Genomic DNA, 22,314 nt, shown 5'->3' on the forward strand with positions numbered 1-22,314 from the left:
TGCGGTTCATGCTTTGAAGTCATGAGCGTCGGGGTAAGCGAGAACCGGATCGTGTGGACTGCGGGGGTCTACCGATCGGAACCTTGGAATTCAGGTAAGCGCCACGTGGAACTGTGGACGATGCCGCGCTCCGGAGGCCCCATGGAGCTGGTGGCCTGGCTAACAGGTCACGGTGAGCTCCCGTTCAGCGATGAACTCTCAATTATTGATGATCACGCAGTCTGGTCTGGTGGCAGCCGGGCATATCGGGTGTCGTTGGACAGTGGGGCTGCCGTGCCTCTTCCTGTGCGTCCGAAAGCCAAGCTCGTGTCCGTGCTGGGGCTCCGTGACAGCTCGTGTGGGCCTGAATGGTGTGTGGCCGGCGTTGCCGCTCGCAGATTCGAGATGACCAAGCTCGTCATTCAGCGCAAAGATGGGTCGGGCAGGCGGGAGATCGCCGCGGCTTCCGGTGAGGCTCTGATGAACGACCGCTTCGGTCTGTTCGAACCGCCGTATGTGTATGGTGCAGGTGAGAGAAGCTTCACGAACACCCATCCAGCTCCACAGCCGATCCTCTACGACCGATGCACCAACAGGTCAGGTCGAATCGGCGGGCTCCGAGAGGATAGTGCGATCCCCGAAGTCTTCCGGGGAGCGGCGGTGCCAGGAGGTGAGCCAGTTCTGTACTGGAACACTCAGAATCACAAGACGTGGCATGTACTTGATCTCTCTCGCATCTCAGACCGTCCATGTGCAGACTGATCGAGAAGTGACGGCAACAGTGACGGCAACGTCCGGCACCCAGTCCACACGGAGATCGGCGCATGCCGCCATCTGGCCTGTGGTCGGAGTGTCTCAGATGGATGATCGCAACTTCCGAAAAGCGGAAGGTCGGCGGTTCGAGCCCGCCCCTGACCACCGCTCTTCATCAGGTGTGTTGCCCCGAACGGATCTTCGTTCGGGGCTTTTGATGTTTGGTGACAGCAGCGCTGACAGCAACGTCTCCGCCGCTTCAACGAGTCGCCCGTCCTCGCCGCGGTGAATGATCGTTCTGATCTACCTTATGGTCTGACTTGTAGATCTTGAACAGACGTTGATCTCCTACGGCCGAGTGTCTGCCGGATCGACGTCGACTCCGGAAAGGCCGAGCCATACCGGCGGTGGTTCCCGAAGATCTCGGGGAAGCGGGATTTCCGGGGTGTACGTGATGATGGGTGGCGCGAAAGCGTACGCGTGACATTGTTCGCGATCATGATCGGCAGAGACGTCATATCGGACGGGCGGGCTGTACCGACTCGTCTTACAGTTCCCTGTGAATTATCGCCGCCGCGCCTGTGGTGATCACTCAGAGTGACATCTCTTGAGCCCTGGGCCTGCTGTTACATGCGGTCAATGCCCACGTGGACGGCGCTTCCGGGGTTTGGTCGAGTGTTCGGGACGGCTGCATGATCACTCGCCGTGGAGCTTGACCGAACATCTGTTCCTATGGCTTGATCAATCCGCCTTCACAGGAACAGACCTGGAGATGATGAATGAAGCGTGTCTTGGTTGTGTTGGCTGCCGGCCTGCTGACCTCCGGGTTCGTGGCCGCACCGGCTCGGGCCGCCAATGAGGCGGCGGACAAGCTGGTGGCTGATGTGGCGGCCGCTCAGCAGGTCGCGGCGTTCTGGCTTGGAGACGACGGGGCCAACCTGAGGAACGCCACGCCGTACAGCGTCCAGACCGCGGTCGTCGGTGAGCGGGTTTCGGCCACCGACGTCCCGGCCGACACCAAGCCCGGTTACATCCCGCCCCTGGTGCCGAGCGTCTCCGGTTCACCGAACACCAAAACGCCCGTCACCTCAGGCAAGGTGTTCTTCGTCGGCGCCGACGGCCAGCCGCACTGGTGCACGGGCACCGCCATGCAGTCGACTTATCGCAACGTGGTCGCCACCGCGGGGCACTGTGTGTACGACACCCAGAGCAGCGCCATCACACTCGACAAGTGGGTCTTCGTTCCCGGCTACTCCGCGGGCACGACCCCATGGGGTCTCTACGTCGGGGAGCAGGCCTTCACTCACTACGATTTCCGCTGGTACAGCGACTACGACCGCGACTACGCCTTCGTCAACGTCTACAACGGCGTCGTCTCCTCTCCCTCGGGTGGGCTGACCGACATCGGCAGGCTGGGCGACAACGTCGGCGGACAGGGTTTGGCCTACAACCTGACGCTGGACACCTCGGTCGACGTCTTCGGCTACCCGGCCGGCCCCCACCCGGACGGCAAGCAGCCCTACACGGGCGAGACGATCGAATCGTCCAGCGGCTCGACGCTCGCCATGAGGCTCACCGGCTTGCCCGCGGACCATCCCATCGGCGTCGATTCCCGGTTCACCGGTGAGGGCTCCCTCGGCTCATCCTGGCTGGCCTCCTATGACGGCGGCTCTCGCCGCGGCCATCTCAACGGCATCACCATCAGCGTCTCCGACACCGACGGCGACCTGCGCTACGACACGAGCGTCTCCCCGTACTTCGACGGCCAACTGGCCGCGGTCTACGCCGCCGCCAGGGAGGACTGGACCGGCTCGATGCTGTGATCGGGCCCGGCTTCTCCAGGCGGTGCTCGACGAAGATCAGGGGTCGGCGGCGCCGGTCCCAGGCGGCCGCGGCAGCGGCTCGCATGGCGCGGAGCATCTCGGCCTTGTCGACCTGGTCCAGGGGCGGTGCTGTGCGCGGTCTTCATGGTGATCCGCCTCGGCTTGCCTGCCTCAAGATAAGTGCCAGTCAGTGGCAGGCGGTCGATGGCCGGCCGCGGCATGCGGCTGCCGAAGGCCTACGACCCGCGCTGACCTGACCCCTGGATTCCTCCAGGCGATTCGTCCGCCAGGATGCGCTCCAGGGTACGGCGGCCCATGCGGCTCATGGCCGGATTGCCGTCCACGTAGTACCAGACCAGGCCCATCGCCTGCACGAAGGCCCACGCCTTGCCGCGCTCCCACTCGAGGTCGTCGCACCCGAGGCGGTCGCGGAGCGCCTTCCGCGGCCCCGCTTCGAGCAGGTGCCAGGCGCTCACGAGATCCAGGGCGGGGTCGGCCGGTCCGAAGCCGCCGACGTCGAGGATTCCGGCCAGCCGGCCTGCGGACACGAGCACGTTGCCGGGAATGAGATCACCGTGGGTCATCACGTCGGCGGCCGTGCGCGGCAGGGTCCGCATGGCCGCCCACATCCGGCGGAGCCGGGGCACGTCCAGGAGGTGTTCGCTGCGGCGGAAGCAGGTCTCCAGCCATGCGTCGTGGGATCGCAGGTCGCCTCCCCGGCCGGTGCCGGAGAACGTACGGCCGCGCGTGTCGACGGCGCGCAGGTCGCCGATGAGATCGGCCAGGTCGTGCGCGAACGCGACCGATTCGCCCGGGTCCTCGTCGGTGGCCACGGTCCCGGGCAGCCACGTCTGCACCGACCACGGAAGCGGGTAGCCCGCCCCGGGCTCGCCGAGCGCGACCGGTTCTGGCGTGGGAAACCGGGTACGGCCTGCCAGCTCGCGTGCCGCCTCCGCTTCGGCCTTCAGCGATCGCCGTACCGAGTCGACCTCTGCGGGCTGGAGCGGGAACCGGGCCGAGAGCCGGTCGCCGATGCGGAAGATGGCGTTGACCGTCCCGTGGGCGGCGACGCTCCTGACGGGCAGGCTCCGCCACTCGGGAAACTGCTCATCTACCAGCGCGCGCACCGTCTCAAGCGGCACCGTGAGCTGGTCGGCGTGCATCTTCACGCCGACCAGCGTTCCGCATCTCGATCTTCACCCGCAACGTGATTTCGGCCGTGCGAGGCTCGAAGGCCGGATCGCGAACGCTCCCGTCAGCCCGCCCCGGGCGGCCCGAAGTCGATCCGCATGACCACCCGCCGCAGGGTGGGGCGGTGGACCTCCTCGAACCCGGCCTCCTCGAAGACCTGGCGGGCGCCCACGTGCAGCTCGCCCCAGGTGATCTCCTTGCCCGGCTGGGTGATCATCGGATACGCCTCGAGCGCCCGGGCGCCGCGCTCCCGGGCGAAGCCGATCGTGGCCCGCGCGAGGTGGTAGGTGAGGCCGCGACCGCGGTAGCCCCTGCGGACCACGAAGCAGGTCACCGCCCAGACGTCGTCGTCGTCCTTGTCCTCCTCCCGGCCGCTCCACGGGACGCGCAGGGTGCGCAGCTTGGGGTAGGCGGTCCGCGGCTCGACCGCGACCCAGCCCGCCGGTTCCCCGTCGACGTAGGCCACCAGTCCGCTGGTGGCCGTGGCGTCCGGGTCGCCGCAGGCGGTCTGCGCCCGCAGCATCGCGGTCCGCCCCTCCTGCGTGGAGTCGCGCCAGATCCAGCCGACGACCTTGAACTTCTGGCACAGGCAGCGGCTCGGATAGTCGGCCCTGCCGAAGATCGCGGCGAGGTCGTCCCAGGACGCCTCGTTGGCGGGGACGACGGTCAGCTGCTCGGCGGAGACCGGCCCCTCCGCGGCCGCCTTCATCGCCGCGGCCGGTACGGCTGGGCGAGCCTGCCCGGAACGGAATCCTTGGTCATGCCCCGCATGCTAGGGTCCGTTCCGGACGTTCTCCATCCGGATTATGAGGTGCTGTGAAGCACGACGGGAGCCCTGCGGCACGGGCGCTGCTGGCCCTCGAACTCATCCAGGGCAGCCCGGGCATCACCGCGGACCGGCTCGCCGACAGGCTCGGCGTCTCGGAGCGGGCCGTCCGGCGGTACGTCGGCGTGCTCCGCGACGCCGGCATCCCGGTCGAGTCGGTCCGCGGGCCGTACGGCGGCTATCGCGTCGGCCGCGGCCTGCGGCTCCCGCCTTTGATGTTCAGCGCCGCCGAGGCTCTCGGCCTGGTCATGGCCGTGCTCGACGGTCACCACGACGCGGGCGACGCCGCCGATCCGGTCGGCAGCGCGCTCGGCAAGATCGTGCGGGCGCTTCCCGAGCCGGTGGCCGCCCAGGTGGAGGCCATCCGCCGCACCACGGCTCCCGCCCCCGACCGCGCCGCCGCCCGCCCCGACCCCGAGACCACGACCGCCCTCGTGCGGGCCTGCTCCCTCCACCGGAGGGTACGGCTGGGCTACCGATCGGAGGCCGGATCGGAGTGGGACATGGAGGTCGACCCGTGGGCGGTCGTGGTCCGGCACGGCCGGTGGTACCTGCTGTGCCGATCCCACTCCGCCGACGCCCGGCGGGCCTACCGGATCGACCGGGTCCGCGCGGTGGAGGTGCTGGAGGAGACCTTCAGCCCGCCCGCCGGCCTCGACCCGGTGGCCATGCTTGAAGAGCACCTGGCCGTCGGATGGGAGTACGAGGTCGAGGTCGTCATCGACGCGCCCGCCGATGTCGTGGCACGTTGCCTGCCCCGCGCCCTCGGGCTGCTCGAACCGCTCGACGAGCGGACCACCCGCCTGTCCGGCAGCACCAGCAACCCGGTGTGGTACGCCGAGCAGCTCGTGGTCCTGCCTGCGCCGTACCGGATCGTCGAATGCCCCGAGCTGCGGAAGGCCGCCCGCGTCCTCGGGCAGCGGCTGCTGGCGGCAGGCGAGGACCCGCCTGCCTGAGCTCGCCGACGGCGGCCTGCTTCGTCAGCTCAGCAGGTCGAGCAGGCGGCGCAGGAGACACTCGTCGGCGTCGATGATCGCCTCCGCGTTGTCGAAGACGGCCTCGGCCAGCGGTGACAGGCCCGACTTCAGCTCTCTGCCCTGCCGGTAGCGCTGCCGTGCGGCGGTCAGCCGTTCCATGGCCACGGCCAGCCGGGCGAGGACCCGCTCGCGGGGGAGCAGCTCGATCCACGCCAGGGCCAGGGGCAGCGCCGACTGGAGCCCGTGCGGCGGCTGGGCGAGCACGTCGAGCAGCAGGCCCTCCAGCTCGGTCCGCCCCGCCGGGGTGATCGCGTAGATCCTTCTCCGCCGGTCGCCCGTCCGCTCCTCGGCCTCGGCACGCACGAGGCCGTCGCGTTCCAGCGTGGTGAGCGCGTGGTAGATCGACCCGGGCAGGACGGGGGCCCAGCGGTCGAGCTCGTTCTCCGCGACGAGCTGGGTGATCTCGTAGCCGTGCATGGGCCGCTGCTGGAGCAGGCCCAGAACGAGCATGCGGGTGCTGGAGGTCAACGCAACTCTCCCCTGGACGGCGAATACTCAACGTTGACTATAGTGATAGTCAACGTTGAGTATCGGGAGGCGACATGTTCCGGCGGATCGGATCACGCATGGCCGCGCTGGTGAAGGCGTACACCAGGCTCGGCCGGTTCAGCGGAGCGGTGCTGGTCGCGAGAGGCGACCGCGTGCTGCTGTCCCAGGGGTACGGCATGGCCAGCTACGAGCACGGCGTGCCCAACACCCCCACGACGGCCTTCAGGATCGGGTCGCAGACCAAGGCGTTCACCGCGATGGCGATCCTGCGGCTCCAGGAGGAAGGCGTCCTCTCGGTCGACACGCCGCTGAGCGCCTTCCTGGCGGGATACCTGAACGGCGGCCGCATCACGCTGCACCATCTGCTGACCAACACGTCGGGCATTCCCGACTACATCACCACCGACGACTTCACGCGGACCATGGGCCTGCCCAGGACCACGGAGGAGCTGATCGCCACCTTCAAAGACCGCCCGCTCCTCTTCACGCCCGGGGAGCGCGTCAGCTACAGCAACTCGGGCTGGGTCCTGCTGGGTGCGGTCATCGAACGTGTCTCCGGCCGGCCGTACGGCGAGCACATCCGCGAGCGTCTGCTCGAGCCGCTGGGCATGGAGCGCAGCGGGCTCGGGCGGTACGGCGACGTGCTCCCCGGCCACGCCGACGGCTACATGTCGCAGGACGGAGAGATGATCCGCACGCCGTACCTGGACAACTCCAACCAGCACGCGGCCGGCGCCCTGCACTCGACCGCCGAAGACATGTTCCGCTGGAGCCGGGGTCTGCGCTCGTGTGCGGTGCTGAGCCGGGCCGCCACCGATCTGCTGCTGGGCGAACCGGCCTACGGTTTCGCCGTCGGGCGGGGAACCGGCGGCCGTGCCAGGGTGGAGAGCTCGGGAGGGACCATCGGCTACGTGAGCGTCACCGCCTCCTATCCCGACGACGATCTCACGATCGTCGTGCTGTCGAACGTCGAGAACGCCGCGTACGCGGAGATCGAGTCGGGCCTGGCGGCGATCGCGTTCGGCGAGCCGTACGAGATGCCCACCGCTCGTGTCTTCGTTCCGGCGGACCCGGAGGTCTTCGACTCCTATGTGGGCCTGTACACCTGCAGCTTCATGGGGCGCACCTCGCAAATGCGGGTGACCGCCGAGGGGGAGCGCCTGATGGTGGAGGTCCAGGGCCTGGCGAAGACCGAGCTGCGGCCGATGTCGCGCACGCGGTACTTCGCTCGGATGAAGGGGGAGGTGGAGCTGACGTTCGTCGGCGAGCCCGCGCGGGAGATCAGCATGGTGTGGTCGGGGCACGCCGTGACCGCGCGGCGCGTGTCCTGACCCTGTCCCCCGCGTCCGACGGCAGTGCCGGCTGGCGGGTGCGCCGATCACCCCGTCCTCGGAGCGGCCCTTGAGCAGGCCGAGCGCGCGGCGGTGGTGGTCCGGCTGCTTCGTGGCGAACTGCCCGCCGACTCCGTGTAGCGCGGCCGTTTCCGGCGGATTGCCGTACGGCAAGCGGTCCGCGTGCCACCGCCGGGGAGACAACCGGTCACGGCCAGGTCTTGGCCTGCGCCTCGAAAACCTCCTTGTCGCTCTCCACGGGCAGGACGCAGACCAGGTGCCCGCCGGGCACGCGCAGCACACGGCACTCCTGCCACTGCGACACCTGCGTGGCACCGAGGCCGATGAGGCGCGCGGTCTCCGCCTCGACGTCGTCGGTTTCGATGTCGAGGTGGACGCGGGGCGCGTCGTCGACGGCCTGGACGGCGGTGACCAGGCCGGGGATGGCGTCGTGCAACGTGGTGAACTGCGGCTCGGAGGGGAGGCGCTCGGCGCGGGCGCCGAGGGCGGCGGACCAGAAGGCGGCCGCGTCGGCGGCCTCGGCTTCGGGCGTGTCGATCAGGATGGCGTAGACGCGGCTTCGGTGCATGGGCCGCACATTAGCCGCGCGGGCCGGGACGCTCCCATTTCGGCATCGACCTGTCGCCGGGGATGGTCGCCGAGGCTCGCCGTGCCTATCCGGAGCTGCGGTGCGAGGTGGGTCGATGCTGGACATGGACCTTCCCGACGCCTGCCTCGGCGGGCTACTCGATCATCCACATCCCGTGGGAGCTGCGGCCCCGGCTGTTCGCCGAGTTCCACCGGGTGCTCGCGCCCGGCGGGCAACTGATGCTCGGCTTCCAGGTCGGTGACGAGCGGCACCATCGCGACGAGGCATGGGGCGTGCCGATCCGCCTCGACTGGTACCGGCAGCGGCCGGATGAGGTCGCCGAGTTGCTGCGCGAGGCCGGTTTCGAGATCGTCGCTACGGTCGTGCGGCAGCCCGAGCTCACGGAGAAGACCCCGCACGGCTATGTCCTGGCCCGCAGGCCGGCGCCCTGAGATCCCAGCCGCTGCGGCCACCCGGTGCGGGAGGTCACCAGCTGTCCCAGCCGTGCCAGCCGTACCAGTGTCCCGTGATGTGCCGGTAGCTGTCGTCCATGGTGCCCTCGGGCCGGCCTTCGGGCAGCCAGACGAAGCCGGTGTTGCTCTCTATCGCCCATTCCCGCGACGTCATGACGGCGCTGCCGGGAACGCGCCTGCCGTCCAAGGTCTCGTACGGCCACGCCCAGCACACCCGGTACAGGCCCAGCCACCGGCAGGACCCATCAGGCGGTTCCCGCACCGCCACGGTCCTGGCGAAGGCCTCCATGGCCGGTTCGGAGACCGTGAACCGGAAGCGGAAGGGGGCATCGGTGACGAGGGCGAGCACGACCCCCGCGACGATGAGGCAGGGGAGCGACCAGCGCCGGCGATGAGCGGAGAGCGTGCCGTCGGCCGCGGCCAGGGCCAGGCGGACGAGCCAGGTCACCAGCAGCGGGAAGCCGAGGAGGAGACCGACGAGCATGATCTCGATGCCGTACGGGTACGGGACGCTGGCCCAATAGAGCACGGCTAAAGCCGTGGCGGAGAAACCGAGGAGAAGTATCCATCCAGGCGGCTTGGACGTCACGGCATCACCCTAGTGAGCGCCGGCCTCGGCATCCGGCGGTGTCCGCCGCTACGCCTGACCCACGGCCAAGCCCACGTGCCTGCGCAGATCGGCCGCGCCCGGGCCGGACAGCTGCGCCACCGCGGCGGTGCGCCCCGTCAGCAGCAGCAGGATCGCCGAGACGGGACCCTCCACCCGCTGTCCCTCCCCGGCGGACCACGAGCAGTCGGTCGCGGCGAGCTGGAATCCCCGCAGCCTGCGCCGCGCCCGGAACGGCCAGCCCATCGTCCACACGCGGTCCGCGCAGGCCGCCGCCGCCCGCACCGGCATCGGGCGCTCGCGGCCCAGCGGGATCGCCATGTCCTGCCCGTGGACGAGGGCGTCGAGAAGGGGCTCCATGGGCGTGACGAAGGGCGCCGTCCTGCGGGACCCGATCATGGCGCGCAGCAGGCCGCTGTAGCCGTCGACCGGGAGCCGCGCCTGACGGACGGCCGTGTCGCGGATCATGCGGTCGAAGCTCCCGCGGGCCCGGACGAGGTCGAGGAGGGCGCGGCCCGGCCCGGTGTGGGCGAGGGTCAGGTGGGCCGCGACCTCGCGCACCCGCCAGCCGTCGCACAGCGACGGGGTCTCCCACTCGCGCTCGGAAAGGTCGTCCAGGAAGTCGGCGAGGCCGGCCCGCTCCCGGTCGATGGCTTGCCAGACCTCGTCGCCGTCCATCGCGCGCTCCTGCCGCCGGGGCTAAACTAGTACGAGAATGGAACAATAATGGTTCGATAATCTGTCTAAAGTCAAGAGGTCTCGTGAATCTCGGCATGCTGTGCTTCATCCCCGCCCGCGCCATGGAGGCCAGGGTCATGGAGGCCGTCGTCAAGGCGGGGTTCGACGACATCACGCTGGCCCAGAGCCGGGTGTTCCAGCGCATCGGGCCGGACGGCACGCGGGTGACGGACCTGGCCGAGCAGGCGCGGGTGAGCAAGCAGACGGCGACGTTCCTGGTCGACCAGCTGGAGCGGGCGGGCTACGTCGAGCGGGTGCCCGATCCGGGCGACGCGCGGGCCCGGCTCGTACGCATCGCGCCGCGCGGCAGGGCGGCGGTCGAGGTCGCCAGGAAGGCCGAGGCCGAGGTCGAGGCCGAGTGGACGCGCCACCTCGGCAAGCGCGACGCGGACCACCTGCGCCGCATCCTCACCAAGCTCCGTGAGATCACCGACCCCTACCGCTGAGGGCTCACGCCTCCAGCTCGGCCAGCACCTCTCTCAGCATCCGGTAGGCCTCGCCCAGGTCGGCGTTCCCCAGCCGATGCCGCTCCAGGATGATCGACGCCACGTGCCGGGCCCGGTAGTACAGCGACCGCCGCGAGTCCGGCTGCGGGCCGTACCCCTCCCAGAAGGCCGCGCGTGGCTTGCGCGAGGCCAGGAAGATGGTCCAGTCGGCCGCCGGATCGCCCCACAGCGCCCGGTCGCAGTCGAACACCCCGGTGATCGTCGGCTCCGCCGTACCGGAAGCGATCATCACGTTGACGGTCCACAGGTCCCCGTGGAGCAGCCGCGGCGTCGTGATCTCATCCAGCAGCGCCGAGTCCGACACGGCGCAGGTGGCGATCGAGCGCACCAGCGACGACTCCAGCCCGCAGGCCTGCAGGTCGTCCGCGATCTCGTCCAGCGCCGCGATGACGGCCGCGCTCCACGACGGGAAGCCCGGCCCGGCCACCGGCCCGAAGCGCTCGCCGCGCACCGAGTGCACGGTGCGCGCGATCTCGCCCAGCTGCCGGTAGAAGCCGTCCCAGGCCGAGCGGGGATAGGCCGGCAGGCCGTCGGGGGCCGGGACGCCCTCCAGCACGGACTGGAACATGTAGTCGCGTTCGACGATCTCGTGCGTGAAGTCGATGGCCAGCGTGCGCGGCAGCAAGGAGGCGATGGGCGCGAAGTACGGCACGGCCGCGTGCTCGTTGCGCATGAGCCCGCGCTCGCTCGCGAACTGCCTGCCGGAGCAGGGCGCGACCCGCAGGATCGAGCGGAACGACCCCAGGTCCACCAGGTACGTCGTGTTGTACAGGCCGTTGCCGAGCTCGACCGCCGACACCACGCCGGTCCGCTGCCCGAACGCCCGCCTGCACATCTCGACGAGCTGCGGCTCGGTCACCGGCTGCTGGAAGGCGCCGGGCGGGCGCTCGATCGGACGGAACTCCACGATCGGCCAGTCTAGGGCGGTTCCGGCAGCAGCACGGTGACCGCCAGCCCGCCGTCGGGGCGCGGCCGTGCGGCGACCGTGCCGCCGTGCGCGTCGACGATGGCCCGCACGATCGACAGCCCGAGCCCCGCGCCGGTGGCCGAGCGCACCCGGTCGCCGTGCAGCCGCCGGAACGGCTCGAACAGGTCCTCCACCTCGTAGGCCGGCACCACGGGCCCGGTGTTCTCCACCTCGACCACGCCCGGCTCGCGCACCCGGACCCAGACGTGCCCGTCGCGGACGTTGTACTTCACGCCGTTCTCGACGAGGTTGTACACCAGCCGCTCCAGCAGCAGGGGATCCCCCTCGACGACGACGTCGCGCAGGTCCCTGTGGACGGTCACCGACCGCTTGACGGCCACCTGCTCCAGCGCCATGCGGGCGACCTCCTCCAGGGACACCGGCTTGCGCACGTCGAGCTCCTGGGAGGACTGGGCGAGCAGCAGCAGCCCCTCGATGAGCCGCTCGTAGCGCGCGTTGACGCCCAGCAGCGACCGCGCCGTCGCCTTGAGGTCCTCCGACGTGCCGGGCTCCTCCAGGGCCACCTCCAGCACCGTGCGGTTGACGGCCAGGGGAGTGCGCAGCTCGTGGGAGGCGTTGCCGATGAAGCGGCGCTGCCCCTCGAAGACGCGGTGCAGCCGGTCCAGCATGGCGTCGAAGGTGTCGGCCAGGCGCTTGACCTCGTCCTTGGGCCCCCGCAGCGCGATGCGCTCGTGGAGGTTGCTCTCCGAGAGCCGTTCGGCGGTCTCGGTCACCCGCTCCAGGGGCCGCAGCGCGCGGTCGGCGATGAGGTAGCCCAGCACGAGCGCGATGAGCCCGATCCCGACCATGACGATCAGCGAGGAGCGCAGCACCTCCTGCAACACGGAGTCGGCGCGGTGCTGGACGTCGACCTCGATCTGCCGGAACAGCACGTCGGCGTTCTCCGGCGTGGGCAGCCGGCCCCCGGGAACGGGACCGGTGCTCAGGACCTTGACGAACTGCCGCTCCAGCGCCCTGGCCACCAGCAGGTAGACCACCCACAGCAGCACCGACCCGGCCAGGAAGAACAGTCCCGTGAACAGCAGCGTGAGCCGCCGCTTCACAGCCGGTACCCCTTGCCGGGCTCGTTCTCGACGACGGCCGGCGGGCCGAGCTTCTTGCGCAGCGAGGCGATGGTGACGCGCAGCACCCCGGAGGCCGCGTCCGCGTACTCGTCCCACACCTTCCTGCGCAGGTCCGCCGCGCTGACCAGGGCCCCGTCCGCCAGCATGAGCTCCCGCAGCACGTCGAACTCCTTGCGGTTGAGCGCGATCTCCCGCCCGTCCCTGTGGACGGTACGGCGCGCCGGATCCAGCACGATCCCGCGGCGCTCCAGCGGGGAGAGGGTACGGCGGGGCGTCCGCCTGGCCAGCGTCCTGACGCGGGCCACCAGCTCGGCGAACACGAACGGCTTGACCAGGTAGTCGTCGGCGCCCAGGCCGAGCCCGTGCACCCGGTCGCGGATCAGCCCGGCGGCGGTGAGCATGAGCACCCGCCCGCCGGGCCGCAGCGCCCGCACCACCTCGTCGCCGTGCACCTCGGGCAGGTCGCGGTCGAGGACCACGACGTCGTAGTCCACGTAGGAGGCGAGCTCCAGCGCCTCCCGCCCGTCGAACGCCACGTCGACGGCCATGGCGTGCAGCCGCAGCCCCCGCGCGATGGCCTCCGCCAGCGGCTCCTCGTCCTCGACCACAAGCACTCGCATACCGGCAAGCCTCGCCGAGCAGGCGTTAGACCCGGATAAGCGGGCATGCCCCATGAGCCGGCACCGCTTACCCGTGTTTAGCACCGCGCCCGCTGAAGTGTCCCCCATGAAGACGACGACCAGGCTCCTGCCGGCCCTCGCGCTGGCCATGACGATCACCGCGTGCGGCGCCGGCGCCCCCCAGGGCGACGGCATCGCCAGCGCCGGCGGCGGCACCGCCGATCCCACCGCCTCCCCCTCCGCCTCCACCTCGGCCGATCCCCGCGACGCGGCGCTGAAGTTCGCCCAGTGCATGCGCGAGCACGGGATCGACATGCCCGACCCCGACGAGAGCGGCCGCTTCATGTTCAGAGGCCGCCAGGGCGACCAGGCCAAGATGGAGGAGGCCCAGAAGGCCTGCGAGAAGCACCTCCAGGGCGCCATGGGCGAGATGGGCCGCAACGACCCCAAGGCGTACGACCAGATGGTCAAGTACGCCCAGTGCCTGCGCCAGCACGGCATCGACATCGACGACCCCCAGCCGGGCAAGGGCCTCCAGATCAAGGTCAGGCCCGGCATGGAGAGCAAGATGAAGGCGGCGGAGGAGGCCTGCAAGGAGTTCGCGCCGGGGAGGAAGGGGTGAGGCGCGGCCTGGCCGCCGCCGCGGCGATCGTCGTCGTGGGGGCGGGCGCGGCGGCAGCCGTACTCCTCCAGGACAGCGGCACGGACGCCGCCACCCCCTCGCCGGCGCGGCCGCTCGCCACGGCCGAGGTGACCAGGGAGGACCTGGTCGACACCAAGACCGTCGACGGCACGCTGACCTACTCCGACGAGCGGCGGGTGGCCGCGGAGACCTCCGGGACGGTCACCTGGGCGCCGGAGCAGGGCGCGGTCGTCAGGCGCGGCCGCTCGCTGCTCAAGGTCGACCGCGAGCCGGTCACGCTGATGTACGGCACGCTGCCCCTCTACCGCGACCTGTACTGGGGCGTGTCCGACGGCCCCGACGTCACGCAGCTGGAGCGCAACCTCAAGGCCCTCGGCTACGGCGACGACCTGGACGTGGACGACCACTTCAGCTACGCCACCTACGCCGCCGTCCTGGAGTGGCAGGAGGACCGCGGGCTGGCGGAGACCGGCCGGATCACCGCCGCGCAGGTGGTGTTCCTGCCCTCCGCCGTCCGCGTCAAGGAGGTCAAGGCCGAGGTGGGCGACAAGGTACGGCCCGGGCAGCAGGTCCTCACGGTCAGCGGCACGGACCTGCGGATCCACGTCGACCTGGACGCCGAGGATCAGGCGCTGGCGCGCGAGGGCGCGAAGGTGAGCGTCGAGCTGCCGGGAGGCGAGCAGGTCGCGGGCCGCATCACCGAGGTCGGCAAGGTGGCCGAGACCAGCGGCAGCCGCGAGGAGGAGTCGACCACGATCGACGTCGAGATCACCCTCGACAAGCGGCCAAAGACCCGGCTCGACCACGCCCCCGTCGAGGTCGAGCTGGAGAGCGAGCGGCACGAGAACGTCCTGTCGGTGCCCGTGGAGGCCCTGCTCGCGCTGCGGGAGGGCGGCTTCGGCGTCGAGGTCGTGGAGGGCGGCCGCACCCGCATCGTGCCGGTCGAGCTCGGCGCGTTCGGCAGCGGCCGGGTGGCCGTCGAGGGCCAGGGGCTGAGCGAGGGCATGAAGGTCGGGGTGCCGGCCGGATGAGCGCGGGCACGAGCGTCGCGGAGCTGCGAGCGGTGACGAAGGTCTACAACGGGCACGTGCACGCGCTGCGCGGCGTGGACCTCACGATCGAGCAGGGCGAGCTGGTGGCGATCGTGGGGCCGTCGGGATCGGGCAAGTCGACCCTGCTGCACCTCATCGGCACGCTGGACAAGCCGACGAGCGGCACGGTGCGCATCGCCGGGCACGACGTGGCCCAGATGTCCGACCGGGAGCTGTCGGCGTTGCGCGCTCGCCACCTGGGCTTCGTCTTCCAGCAGTTCAACCTCGCGCCGGGGGTGAGCGCGCTGGACAACGTGGCCGACGGCCTGCTGTATGCGGGCGTGCCGTTGAAGGAACGCCGGGAGCGCGCGGCCAAGGCGCTGACCAGGGTCGGGCTGGGCCACCGGCTGGACCACAAGCCCTTCCAGCTGTCGGGCGGCGAGCAGCAGCGGGTGGCGGTGGCCCGGGCCGTGCTGGGCGACCCGCCGCTGCTGCTGGCCGACGAGCCCACCGGCAACCTCGACTCCGCGTCCGGGGCCGAGGTGCTGCGGATCCTGAGCGAGCTGCACCAGTCCGGCACCACGGTGGCGATCATCACGCACGACAACGAGATCGCCGGATGGTGCCCGCGCCAGATCCGGGTCCGGGACGGGAGGATCGTATGACGACCGCGACGACCGCGGCGGGCGCCCGGATGCGGCCCGCCCGGCTCAGCGCCGCCGACGTGCTGCGGGTGGGCGCGGCGGGACTGCGCGCCCGCCCCACCCGGGTCGTGCTGTCCGCCCTGGGCATCGCGATCGGCATCGCGACCATGATCGCGGTGATCGGGATCTCGTCGTCCTCGCGCGAGCAGCTGCTGCGCCAGCTCGACCGGCTCGGCACCAACCTGCTGACGGTCGCGCCCGGCACCACGCTGTTCGGCGAGGAGGCCAAGCTGCCCACGAGCGCCCTGGAGATGGTCAAGCGGATCGGCCCGGTCAAGACGGCCTCGGCCACCGGCACGGTGGACGCCACGATCCGCCGCACCGACCACATCCCCGAGGCGGTCACCGGCGGCATCGCGGTCCAGGCCGCCACCACCGAGCTGCTGACCACGCTGGAGGGCCAGGTGGTCAGCGGCACGTGGCTGAACGCCGCCACCGAACGCCGGCCCGCCGTCGTCCTCGGCGCCGAGGCGGCCAAGCGGCTGGGCATCACCAGGACCGGGGTGCGGGTGTGGCTGGGGGACCGCTGGTTCACCGTGATCGGCATCCTGGGCCCGATGCCGCTGGCCCCGGAGATCGAGCGGTCCGCGCTGGTCGGCTTCCCGGCCGCGGAGGAGTACCTGGGCTTCGACGGCCACCCGACGACGATCTACGAGCGGTCCACCGAGGAGTCCGTGGAGGCCGTCCGCGGCGTCCTGGCCCGCACGGTCAACCCGGAGAACCCCAACGAGGTGCAGGTCAGCAGGCCCTCCGACGCCCTCGCGGCGCGCGCCGCGGCGGCCGGCGCGTTCACGAACCTGCTGCTCGGCCTCGGCGCGGTCGCGCTGCTCGTCGGCGGCGTGGGCGTGGCCAACACGATGGTCATCTCGGTGCTGGAGCGCCGCAAGGAGATCGGCCTGCGGCGGGCGCTCGGCGCCACCCGGGGACAGGTGCGCCTGCAGTTCCTGGCCGAGTCGCTGCTGCTGTCGGGCCTGGGCGGCGTGGTGGGAGCCGTGCTCGGCGCGCTCGCCACCGTCGCCTACGCCGTCTCCCGCGACTGGCCGCCCGTCGTGCCGCCGTGGGCGATCGGCGGCGCCGTGGGGGCCACGCTGGTCATCGGCACGATCGCCGGGATCTACCCGGCCATGCGGGCCGCCCGCATGTCGCCGACCGTGGCCCTGGCGACGACCTGAGGGGCGTACGGCTACCGCGGGCGGCGGTAGCCGTACGTCTCGTGGGTCACGGCGAAGCCGAGCGAGCGGTAGAGCCTGGCGGCGGGCCGGTTCTCGGCGTCGTGGTTGACCGTGACCGTCTCCATCCCGGCCTCGCGCATCCCGCGCATGGCGTGCAGCATGGCGGCGCGGGCCAGGCCGCGCCGCTGGAAGGCGGGGTGCGTCCCGACCGGCTCGAAGTGGCCGGCGCGGTTGACCGGGTCGGTCCAGGCGACGGCGAACGCGGCGATCCGCCCGTCGGGCGCCTGGACGACGCTCGGGCGCCCCGGCGAGTCCGCCCTGAACGTCCAGCCCTCCCCGAAGGCGGCGGCGTGCGCGGCGTCGAGCCCGCCGGCGTCGGCCGCGGTGGCCGCGCGTACCGTGAACCCGCCGGGCACGACCGGCTCGGCCACCGGCTCGGCGAGGGGCCGCTCGTTGACGTGGTCCCACACCCGGAACCGCGCGAAGCCGAGCCGCTCCAGCACCTCCATGCGGGTCCGCTCGCAGTCGAAGACGTCGGTGAGCAGGTACGGCTCCCGCGTCCCCCGCGCGGTGGCCTCGGCGGCCGCCTCGATCATCCTCTCCTCCGCCTCGCCGCCGCGGACCCGGGGCGCGGCGAACACGTCGAAGGCGTTGCCGAAGCGCCCCGAGATCGTCACCCCGGCCAGGCCGGAGGCGTCCTCCCACACCTGGACCGGCTCGCCGGCCGGCGGGCTCCGGTGGATCTGGTGGATCTGGTGGATACGGTGGATCTGGTGGATACGGTGGGCCAGCTCGCCGACGTGGTCGTAGGCGCACCGGCCGGCCGCGGCGATCCAAGCGGCCATCGCCGCCATGAGACCGGGCAGGTCCTCCTCGCGGTAGGGGCGTCCCTTCACGGGGAGATCTTCTCGCGGGTGCGGTACTCCTGCGGGCTGAGGCCGCGCGCCCGCTTGAAGGCGGCGCTGAGCGCGAACGGGGTGGCGTAGCCGACCTTCCTGGCCACCGCGCCGACGGTCGCGCCCGGCTCGCGCAGCAGGTCGGCGGCCAGCGTCAGCCGCCAGTCGGTGAGGTAGGACATCGGCGGCTCGCCCACCAGCCGGGTGAACGCCCGGGCGAGGGTGGCGCGCGAGACGCCCACCCGCTCGGCGAGGGAGGCGACGGTCCACGGGTGCGCGGGGTCGTTGTGCAGCAGCCGCAGCGCCCGGCCCACCACCGGATCGCCGAAGGCCAGGTACCACCTGTCGCCCCGCTCGGCGAACCAGCCGCGCAGCACGGCGATGACCAGCAGGTCGAGCAGCCGGTCCAGGACGACCTCCTGGCCCGGCTCGTCCTTGTCGATCTCCTGGTCGAGCAGCGCGATGAGCGGGCTGTCCACCCCGCGCGAGATCAGCAGCGGCGGCAGCGTCCGCAGCAGCCGCCTGCTCACCTCCGAGTCCAGCTGGTAGGTGCCGATCAGCATGCACACCGACCCCTTGACCGAGGTGCCCCAGGTACGCAGGCCCAGGCCCAGCTCCTCGCTCAGCGGCCGGCCGTCGGGCGTGCGGCAGTGCTGGCCGGGGTCGACGACGATCTGGACGGGCGTGGCGGGGTCGTCGCAGAAGGTGAAGGCGTCGGGGCCGCGGGTGATCGCGATGTCGCCCTGGCGGAGCCGTACGTCGGGCAGGATCCACGCGTCGCCCCGCAGCATGATCACCACGCTCAGCGGCGCCTCGTCCTGCACGCGGATCGACCACGGCGGGTCCAGCAGCGCCCGCAGGAGGAACGCGCCGCGGGCGCGGGGCCCGTCGAGCAGGCCGGTGAACGCGTCCACGACGTTAGACGATAGGACATGCGGGTGAGCCTCTCAACTATGGAGAGTCTCACGGGGTCGCCGGTTGACTGAGGCCATGACCTTCCTCGTGATCGGCGGCTCCGGCAAGACCGGCGGCCGCGTCGTGACCCGCCTGACCGAGCGTGGCCTGCCCGTGCGGGCCGTCTCCCGCTCCACCGAGATCCCCTTCGACTGGAACGACCGGGCCACCTGGCCAGCCGCGCTCCGGGGCGTGACCGCGGCCCACGTGGCCTACCAGCCCGACATCACCTTCCCGGGAGCCGCGGAAGCCATCCGGGAACTCACCCGCCTGGCCGCTGACAGCGGCGTGCGGCGGCTGGTCCTGGTGTCCGGCCGCGGCGAGGAGCAGGCCGCCGTCAGTGAGCGGACCGTCCAGCGGTCAGGGCTGGAGTGGACCATCCTGCGGTGCGCCTTCTTCAACCAGAACTTCAGCGAGGGCGCCTTCGCCGACATGATCGCCGGTGGGGAACTCGCGCTGCCGGCCGACGAGGTGGCCGAGCCGTTCGTGGACGCCGAGGACATCGCCGACGTCGCGGTGGCGGCTCTCACCGAGGACCGGCACGTGGGCGAGCTGTATGAGCTCACCGGACCGAGGCTGCTCACCTTCACCGACGTGACCGCGGAGATCGCTGCGGTCACTGGCAGGCCGATCCGCTACCGTCCGATGGAGCCCGAAGACTACGTCGACATGCTCCAGCAGTACGGCATGCCCCCCGAGGAGGCCAAGCTGCTGACGGACCTACTCACCCAGGTCCTCGACGGGCGGAACGAGAGCCTGGCCGACGGCGTCCAACGGGCGCTGGGCAGGCCGCCCCGCGACTTCTCCGACTACGTGGAGGCGACATGGAAACCCTCGCGCTGATCGCCGCCTTCGCGGCCCTCGTCACCGGGGCCGCGCTGGCCGGGCTGTACTACGCGTTCTCCATGTCGGTGATGCCGGGCCTGAGCGGTGTCGCACCCGCCGACGCCGAGGCCGCCATGCGAAGCGTCAACCGGAAGATCATCAATCCGTGGCTGTTCCTGGCGCTCATGGGCACGCCGGTCCTGGCCGTCTTGGCGGGTGTGTTCATGCTCCTGGCGGGCCGCAACCCGCTGTGGCTCTTCCTGGCCGCCGGGGTGAACGCCGTCGGCTCGTTCCTCGTGACGATGATCGTGAACGTGCCGATGAACAACGCCCTCGACGCGGGGACCATGCCCTGGAGCGCCTACGCACCACGCTGGACCAGGTGGAACACGGCGCGTGCGGTGTTCAGCCTGGCCAGCGTGGTGCTGGTCGGGATCGGGCTGCTGGCCTGGTGAGCGGTACGGCCGGGCCGTACCGCTCACCGGCTCTCACGGGAGCGTCAGTTCAACGGCGGGTAGGCGTTGCGCACCAGCTCCTGGAACTGGGCGGAGAACCACTGGCCGGACAGCGGCGCGTCGGGCAGCGCGCCGGTCGGGTTGTTGCCGTTGAGCTGGTTGCCCTGGTAGGTCGGGTCGCACATCCGGTCGAACTTCTTGCCCTCGTCGTTCGGGATGTCCCTGCTCGCGCCGTCGGACTCGCCCGGCGGCTTGATCCACACGTAGGCGTCCAGGCCCGGCTCGGGGTTGGCCCTGGGCCGCTCGCCGATGCCCGCGCCGCTCTGGTTGCACCAGTTGCCGGCGTGGATGCGGCGGTCGATCCGCGACTCGTTGACGAACTGGTTGATGTCGGTCTTGGTGCTCGGGCCGGTGGGCCGGGCGGCGCCGCCCCAGCCGTTGCGCGAGGTGTCGATCAGCATGCCCAGCCCCTGGCGGAAGCCCTTGGCGACGAGGGCGTCGCGCAGGGCCAGGGCGAAGGACGTCTCATCGACGTACCAGTTCCAGTCCACCCACTTGGACTGGCGCACCGAGACGCCGTTGACCGTGGTGTTGATCGTGAAGTACGGCTCCTTCGTCGCGGAGTAGTTCGCGGTGTTGACGATGAAGCCGTCCACGCTGTCCACGCCCGCCGTGGTGCCGGACACGGTGTTGTAGAAGAGGTTCACCGCGGGGCCGAAGTTGCTGTCCCAGCCCAGCCAGGCGTGGTGAGCGGCGTCCACGTAGGTGTAGACGTTGGGGATCGCGTGGAGCTTGTTGAGCGCGTACCGCACGCCGTCGACGTAGCCGCCCGGGCCGTTGGCCTCACGGCACTTCTCGAAGGAGTTGATGTTGGTGACCAGGTTGGGCAGCGAGTCGGGCTCGATGATCGTGACGATGCGCAGGTTGGCGTACTGCGGGTCGTCCAGGATGTCGGCGATCGGGTTGATGTACTCGTTCTGGTAGCGGGCGAAGCCGTTCTGCGCGATGAGCAGCTCGCCGTTGGAGGCCAGGGCCGAGCAGTCGCGGTTGGGCAGGTTGTAGATGACGACCTGGATCGTCAGCGGTGCGGCGCCGTTGGCGGCGTCCTGCCGTACGGCCTCGTCCATGTGGGCGCGCAGGCCCATGCCGCCGCTCGGCCCGGCGATGGCGGCGATGCGGTCCATCCACACCGCGGTGGAGGTGTTGGCCACCGCGGCGCCGCCCGGCTCGGCGGCCGCCCTGGCCGACCAGAGCGGGTTCACGTACCCGGTGGCCCCGGCGTACGGGTTCTCCACGTGGCCGCCGCCCGGGTTGCCGTCGTTGTCGGCCTCGGTCGCGGTGACCGACTTGGCGGTCAGGCCGGTGGAGGCGACGGAGAAGGTCCGGGTGCCGGCGGTGGTGTCGGAGTCCTCGGCCGCGCCGACCGTCACGTTCTGCGCGGTGTTCCAGTTGTCCGGGGTGAACGTCAGCGAGGCGCCGGACCTGATCGTCAGGTCGGCGTCGCCGCTGCCCGCCGTGGAGGTGACCGTCACGTTGGCGGACGGCCTGGCGGCCAGCTTGACCCCGTAGGTGGCGGTGCCGCCCTCGGGGACGACGATCGAGGTGGGCGTGACCACGATCGCCTGCTCCTGCGTGCTGTCGTCGTCGACCTCGGTGGCGTTGACCGTGGCGGAGGTGACGCCCGCGCCGCCGACGGTGAACGCGGCGGTGCCCGCCGTGGTGTCGGAGTCCTGCGCGGCGGCCAGGGTGACGGTCTGGGCGGTGTTCCAGTTGCTGGGGGTGAAGGTGAGCGAGCCTCCGGAGCTCACCGACAGGTCGGCGTCGCCGCTGTTGCGGGTGGTGACGACCGTGACGTTGGCGGCCGGGGCGGAGGAGAGCTTGACCGTGAAGGTCGCGGTGCCGCCCTCATTGACGGCCACGGAGCTGGCCGACACGACCACCGACGGGGTCTCCTGGGTGCCGCCGCAGGTCGTGCCGTTCACCTTGAACGAGGTCGGGTTGGGGTTGCTGCCGGTCCAGGTGCCGTTGAAGCCGATGCTGGTGGAGGCGCCGGTGGCCAGGGTGCCGTTCCACGGCATGTTCCGGCCGGTCATGGTGGTGCCCGACTGGCTCCACTCGGCGCCCCAGCCGGCGGGGGTGTACCGCTGGCCGCTCGTCGGGAAGTCGAAGGTGAGCGTCCAGCCGTTGAGCGGGTCGCCGAGGTTCTTGAGCGTGATGTTGGCGGTGAAGCCGCCCTGGCCCGGGCTCGAGGTCCAGGAGTTGGCCGTATAGGTGACGTCGCAGGCGACGGCGGCGTGCGCCGTGCCGGACGTCCCGCCCACGAGACCGAGGGCCGCCACGCAGGCGGTGGCCGCGGTCACGGCCCATCTGCGCAGGCCGCGATGCTGTGTCACGGGTCATCCCCTCCAGTGGAGAACGGGAATGGTTGGGAGCGCTCCCATAGTGGGCGGGACTCACAGGGGTGTCCAGGTTCGAGTGAGGGCTCCAGGCTGCATGCTGGGAAGATGCCCGCGAGGTTGTTGAAAGTTTCAAGCATGTTGACAGCGGGGCCGGTTGGGTGGCTCTCTTGGTGGGAGCGCTCCCGGCTTTTGGCGAGCCGTCACGGCCGCGTTGTGGACGA

The 22,314-nt window shown here is 71.0% G+C and carries 22 protein-coding genes and 1 pseudogene; 11 read left to right on the plus strand and 12 right to left on the minus strand.

Annotated elements, in window-relative coordinates; all coding sequences use genetic code 11:
* Positions 1–1,529 precede the first annotated feature (1,529 nt).
* Entirely contained in the window at positions 1,530–2,555 is a 1,026-nt protein-coding gene (locus tag BSB02_RS15840; protein WP_240506450.1) for a trypsin-like serine peptidase, read from the plus strand.
* A gap of 236 nt (positions 2,556–2,791) precedes the next feature.
* On the opposite strand, the gene BSB02_RS15845 is transcribed toward BSB02_RS15840, so the two are convergent.
* Entirely contained in the window at positions 2,792–3,718 is a 927-nt protein-coding gene (locus BSB02_RS15845; protein WP_084959643.1) for an aminoglycoside phosphotransferase family protein, read from the minus strand.
* A gap of 92 nt (positions 3,719–3,810) precedes the next feature.
* The gene (locus BSB02_RS15850) at positions 3,811–4,455 is read right to left on the minus strand and encodes a GNAT family N-acetyltransferase (protein WP_084959587.1); all 645 of its coding nucleotides are present in this window, start codon (positions 4,453–4,455) and stop codon (positions 3,811–3,813) included.
* A gap of 107 nt (positions 4,456–4,562) precedes the next feature.
* Here BSB02_RS15850 and BSB02_RS15855 point away from each other — a divergent pair, with 107 nt between their 5' ends.
* A complete protein-coding gene (locus BSB02_RS15855; protein WP_084959589.1) occupies positions 4,563–5,528 on the plus strand; it encodes a helix-turn-helix transcriptional regulator in 966 nt (321 codons plus the stop codon).
* Positions 5,529–5,552: 24 nt separating this feature from the next.
* Here BSB02_RS15855 and BSB02_RS15860 read toward each other — a convergent pair whose 3' ends face one another.
* Positions 5,553–6,077: a PadR family transcriptional regulator gene (locus BSB02_RS15860; protein WP_084959590.1), complete on the minus strand. Its 525-nt coding sequence runs from the start codon at positions 6,075–6,077 to the stop codon at positions 5,553–5,555.
* A 74-nt stretch (positions 6,078–6,151) separates the two neighbouring features.
* On the opposite strand from BSB02_RS15860, the gene BSB02_RS15865 reads away from it, so the two are divergent.
* Positions 6,152–7,429, plus strand: a complete 1,278-nt coding sequence (locus BSB02_RS15865; RefSeq protein ID WP_084959593.1) for a serine hydrolase domain-containing protein — start codon at positions 6,152–6,154, stop codon at positions 7,427–7,429.
* A 208-nt stretch (positions 7,430–7,637) separates the two neighbouring features.
* On the opposite strand, the gene BSB02_RS15870 is transcribed toward BSB02_RS15865, so the two are convergent.
* The gene (locus BSB02_RS15870; protein WP_084959595.1) at positions 7,638–8,018 is read right to left on the minus strand and encodes a VOC family protein; all 381 of its coding nucleotides are present in this window, start codon (positions 8,016–8,018) and stop codon (positions 7,638–7,640) included.
* A gap of 41 nt (positions 8,019–8,059) precedes the next feature.
* Between BSB02_RS15870 and BSB02_RS15875 the strand changes: the two are divergent.
* Positions 8,060–8,470 (plus strand): annotated as a pseudogene (locus BSB02_RS15875) (class I SAM-dependent methyltransferase); the annotation flags it as partial.
* A 34-nt stretch (positions 8,471–8,504) separates the two neighbouring features.
* On the opposite strand, the gene BSB02_RS15880 reads toward BSB02_RS15875, so the two are convergent.
* A complete protein-coding gene (locus tag BSB02_RS15880; protein WP_084959598.1) occupies positions 8,505–9,020 on the minus strand; it encodes a hypothetical protein in 516 nt (171 codons plus the stop codon).
* A gap of 108 nt (positions 9,021–9,128) precedes the next feature.
* Complete coding sequence (locus BSB02_RS15885; RefSeq protein ID WP_084959600.1) at positions 9,129–9,776, minus strand: maleylpyruvate isomerase family mycothiol-dependent enzyme; 648 nt, start codon at positions 9,774–9,776, stop codon at positions 9,129–9,131.
* 83 nt (positions 9,777–9,859) lie between these two features.
* Between BSB02_RS15885 and BSB02_RS15890 the strand changes: the two genes are divergently transcribed.
* Positions 9,860–10,282, plus strand: a complete 423-nt coding sequence (locus tag BSB02_RS15890; protein WP_240506447.1) for a MarR family winged helix-turn-helix transcriptional regulator — start codon at positions 9,860–9,862, stop codon at positions 10,280–10,282.
* Positions 10,283–10,286: 4 nt separating this feature from the next.
* On the opposite strand, the gene BSB02_RS15895 is transcribed toward BSB02_RS15890, so the two are convergent.
* From BSB02_RS15895 to BSB02_RS15905, 3 genes are read right to left on the minus strand one after another with little or no spacing between them, the layout of a single operon-like run.
* Positions 10,287–11,249, minus strand: coding sequence for a phosphotransferase family protein (locus tag BSB02_RS15895; protein ID WP_084959604.1), 963 nt, complete (start codon positions 11,247–11,249; stop codon positions 10,287–10,289).
* A gap of 11 nt (positions 11,250–11,260) precedes the next feature.
* Positions 11,261–12,373, minus strand: a complete 1,113-nt coding sequence (locus BSB02_RS15900; protein ID WP_084959606.1) for a sensor histidine kinase — start codon at positions 12,371–12,373, stop codon at positions 11,261–11,263.
* Positions 12,370–13,014, minus strand: a complete 645-nt coding sequence (locus BSB02_RS15905; protein WP_084959608.1) for a response regulator transcription factor — start codon at positions 13,012–13,014, stop codon at positions 12,370–12,372. The genes BSB02_RS15900 and BSB02_RS15905 overlap by 4 nt, the downstream gene beginning before the upstream one ends.
* A 106-nt stretch (positions 13,015–13,120) precedes the next feature.
* Here BSB02_RS15905 and BSB02_RS15910 point away from each other — a divergent pair, with 106 nt between their 5' ends.
* The 4 genes from BSB02_RS15910 to BSB02_RS15925 are packed head-to-tail and all read left to right on the plus strand — an operon-like array spanning position 13,121 to position 16,564.
* Positions 13,121–13,636: a hypothetical protein gene (locus BSB02_RS15910; RefSeq protein ID WP_084959610.1), complete on the plus strand. Its 516-nt coding sequence runs from the start codon at positions 13,121–13,123 to the stop codon at positions 13,634–13,636.
* Entirely contained in the window at positions 13,633–14,688 is a 1,056-nt protein-coding gene (locus BSB02_RS15915; RefSeq protein WP_084959611.1) for an efflux RND transporter periplasmic adaptor subunit, read from the plus strand. Before BSB02_RS15910 ends, BSB02_RS15915 begins: the two co-directional genes overlap by 4 nt.
* Complete coding sequence (locus tag BSB02_RS15920) at positions 14,685–15,353, plus strand: ABC transporter ATP-binding protein (protein ID WP_084959613.1); 669 nt, start codon at positions 14,685–14,687, stop codon at positions 15,351–15,353. Before BSB02_RS15915 ends, BSB02_RS15920 begins: the two co-directional genes overlap by 4 nt.
* Positions 15,350–16,564, plus strand: a complete 1,215-nt coding sequence (locus BSB02_RS15925) for an ABC transporter permease (RefSeq protein WP_084959615.1) — start codon at positions 15,350–15,352, stop codon at positions 16,562–16,564. The genes BSB02_RS15920 and BSB02_RS15925 overlap by 4 nt, the downstream gene beginning before the upstream one ends.
* Before the next feature lie 11 nt (positions 16,565–16,575).
* Here BSB02_RS15925 and BSB02_RS15930 read toward each other — a convergent pair whose 3' ends face one another.
* Positions 16,576–17,460, minus strand: coding sequence for a GNAT family N-acetyltransferase (locus tag BSB02_RS15930; protein ID WP_084959617.1), 885 nt, complete (start codon positions 17,458–17,460; stop codon positions 16,576–16,578).
* Complete coding sequence (locus BSB02_RS15935; protein WP_084959619.1) at positions 17,457–18,374, minus strand: AraC family transcriptional regulator; 918 nt, start codon at positions 18,372–18,374, stop codon at positions 17,457–17,459. The genes BSB02_RS15930 and BSB02_RS15935 overlap by 4 nt, the downstream gene beginning before the upstream one ends.
* A 76-nt stretch (positions 18,375–18,450) precedes the next feature.
* Between BSB02_RS15935 and BSB02_RS15940 the strand changes: the two genes are divergently transcribed.
* Both BSB02_RS15940 and BSB02_RS15945 read left to right on the plus strand, forming a co-directional pair.
* The gene (locus BSB02_RS15940; protein ID WP_084959621.1) at positions 18,451–19,257 is read left to right on the plus strand and encodes an NmrA family NAD(P)-binding protein; all 807 of its coding nucleotides are present in this window, start codon (positions 18,451–18,453) and stop codon (positions 19,255–19,257) included.
* Positions 19,239–19,694, plus strand: a complete 456-nt coding sequence (locus tag BSB02_RS15945) for an anthrone oxygenase family protein (RefSeq protein WP_084959622.1) — start codon at positions 19,239–19,241, stop codon at positions 19,692–19,694. The genes BSB02_RS15940 and BSB02_RS15945 overlap by 19 nt, the downstream gene beginning before the upstream one ends.
* A 44-nt stretch (positions 19,695–19,738) precedes the next feature.
* Here BSB02_RS15945 and BSB02_RS15950 read toward each other — a convergent pair whose 3' ends face one another.
* Entirely contained in the window at positions 19,739–22,087 is a 2,349-nt protein-coding gene (locus BSB02_RS15950) for a glycoside hydrolase family 6 protein (protein ID WP_206184716.1), read from the minus strand.
* Positions 22,088–22,314: the final 227 nt, after the last annotated feature.

Source organism: Thermoactinospora rubra (genome assembly GCF_002093975.1).
In the GTDB taxonomy this organism is placed as follows: domain Bacteria; phylum Actinomycetota; class Actinomycetes; order Streptosporangiales; family Streptosporangiaceae; genus Nonomuraea; species Nonomuraea rubra_A.

Excerpts from the sequence above, each read along its gene's own strand:
- BSB02_RS15845 (WP_084959643.1), bottom strand. The coding sequence starts at position 3,718 with ATGCACGCCGACCAGCTCACGGTGCCGCTTGAGACGGTGCGCGCGCTG.
- BSB02_RS15850 (WP_084959587.1), bottom strand. The coding sequence starts at position 4,455 with ATGAAGGCGGCCGCGGAGGGGCCGGTCTCCGCCGAGCAGCTGACCGTC.
- BSB02_RS15865 (WP_084959593.1), top strand. The coding sequence starts at position 6,152 with ATGTTCCGGCGGATCGGATCACGCATGGCCGCGCTGGTGAAGGCGTAC.
- BSB02_RS15870 (WP_084959595.1), bottom strand. The coding sequence starts at position 8,018 with ATGCACCGAAGCCGCGTCTACGCCATCCTGATCGACACGCCCGAAGCC.
- BSB02_RS15885 (WP_084959600.1), bottom strand. The coding sequence starts at position 9,776 with ATGGACGGCGACGAGGTCTGGCAAGCCATCGACCGGGAGCGGGCCGGC.
- BSB02_RS15905 (WP_084959608.1), bottom strand. The coding sequence starts at position 13,014 with ATGCGAGTGCTTGTGGTCGAGGACGAGGAGCCGCTGGCGGAGGCCATC.
- BSB02_RS15910 (WP_084959610.1), top strand. The coding sequence starts at position 13,121 with ATGAAGACGACGACCAGGCTCCTGCCGGCCCTCGCGCTGGCCATGACG.
- BSB02_RS15920 (WP_084959613.1), top strand. The coding sequence starts at position 14,685 with ATGAGCGCGGGCACGAGCGTCGCGGAGCTGCGAGCGGTGACGAAGGTC.
- BSB02_RS15925 (WP_084959615.1), top strand. The coding sequence starts at position 15,350 with ATGACGACCGCGACGACCGCGGCGGGCGCCCGGATGCGGCCCGCCCGG.
- BSB02_RS15940 (WP_084959621.1), top strand. The coding sequence starts at position 18,451 with ATGACCTTCCTCGTGATCGGCGGCTCCGGCAAGACCGGCGGCCGCGTC.
- BSB02_RS15945 (WP_084959622.1), top strand. The coding sequence starts at position 19,239 with ATGGAAACCCTCGCGCTGATCGCCGCCTTCGCGGCCCTCGTCACCGGG.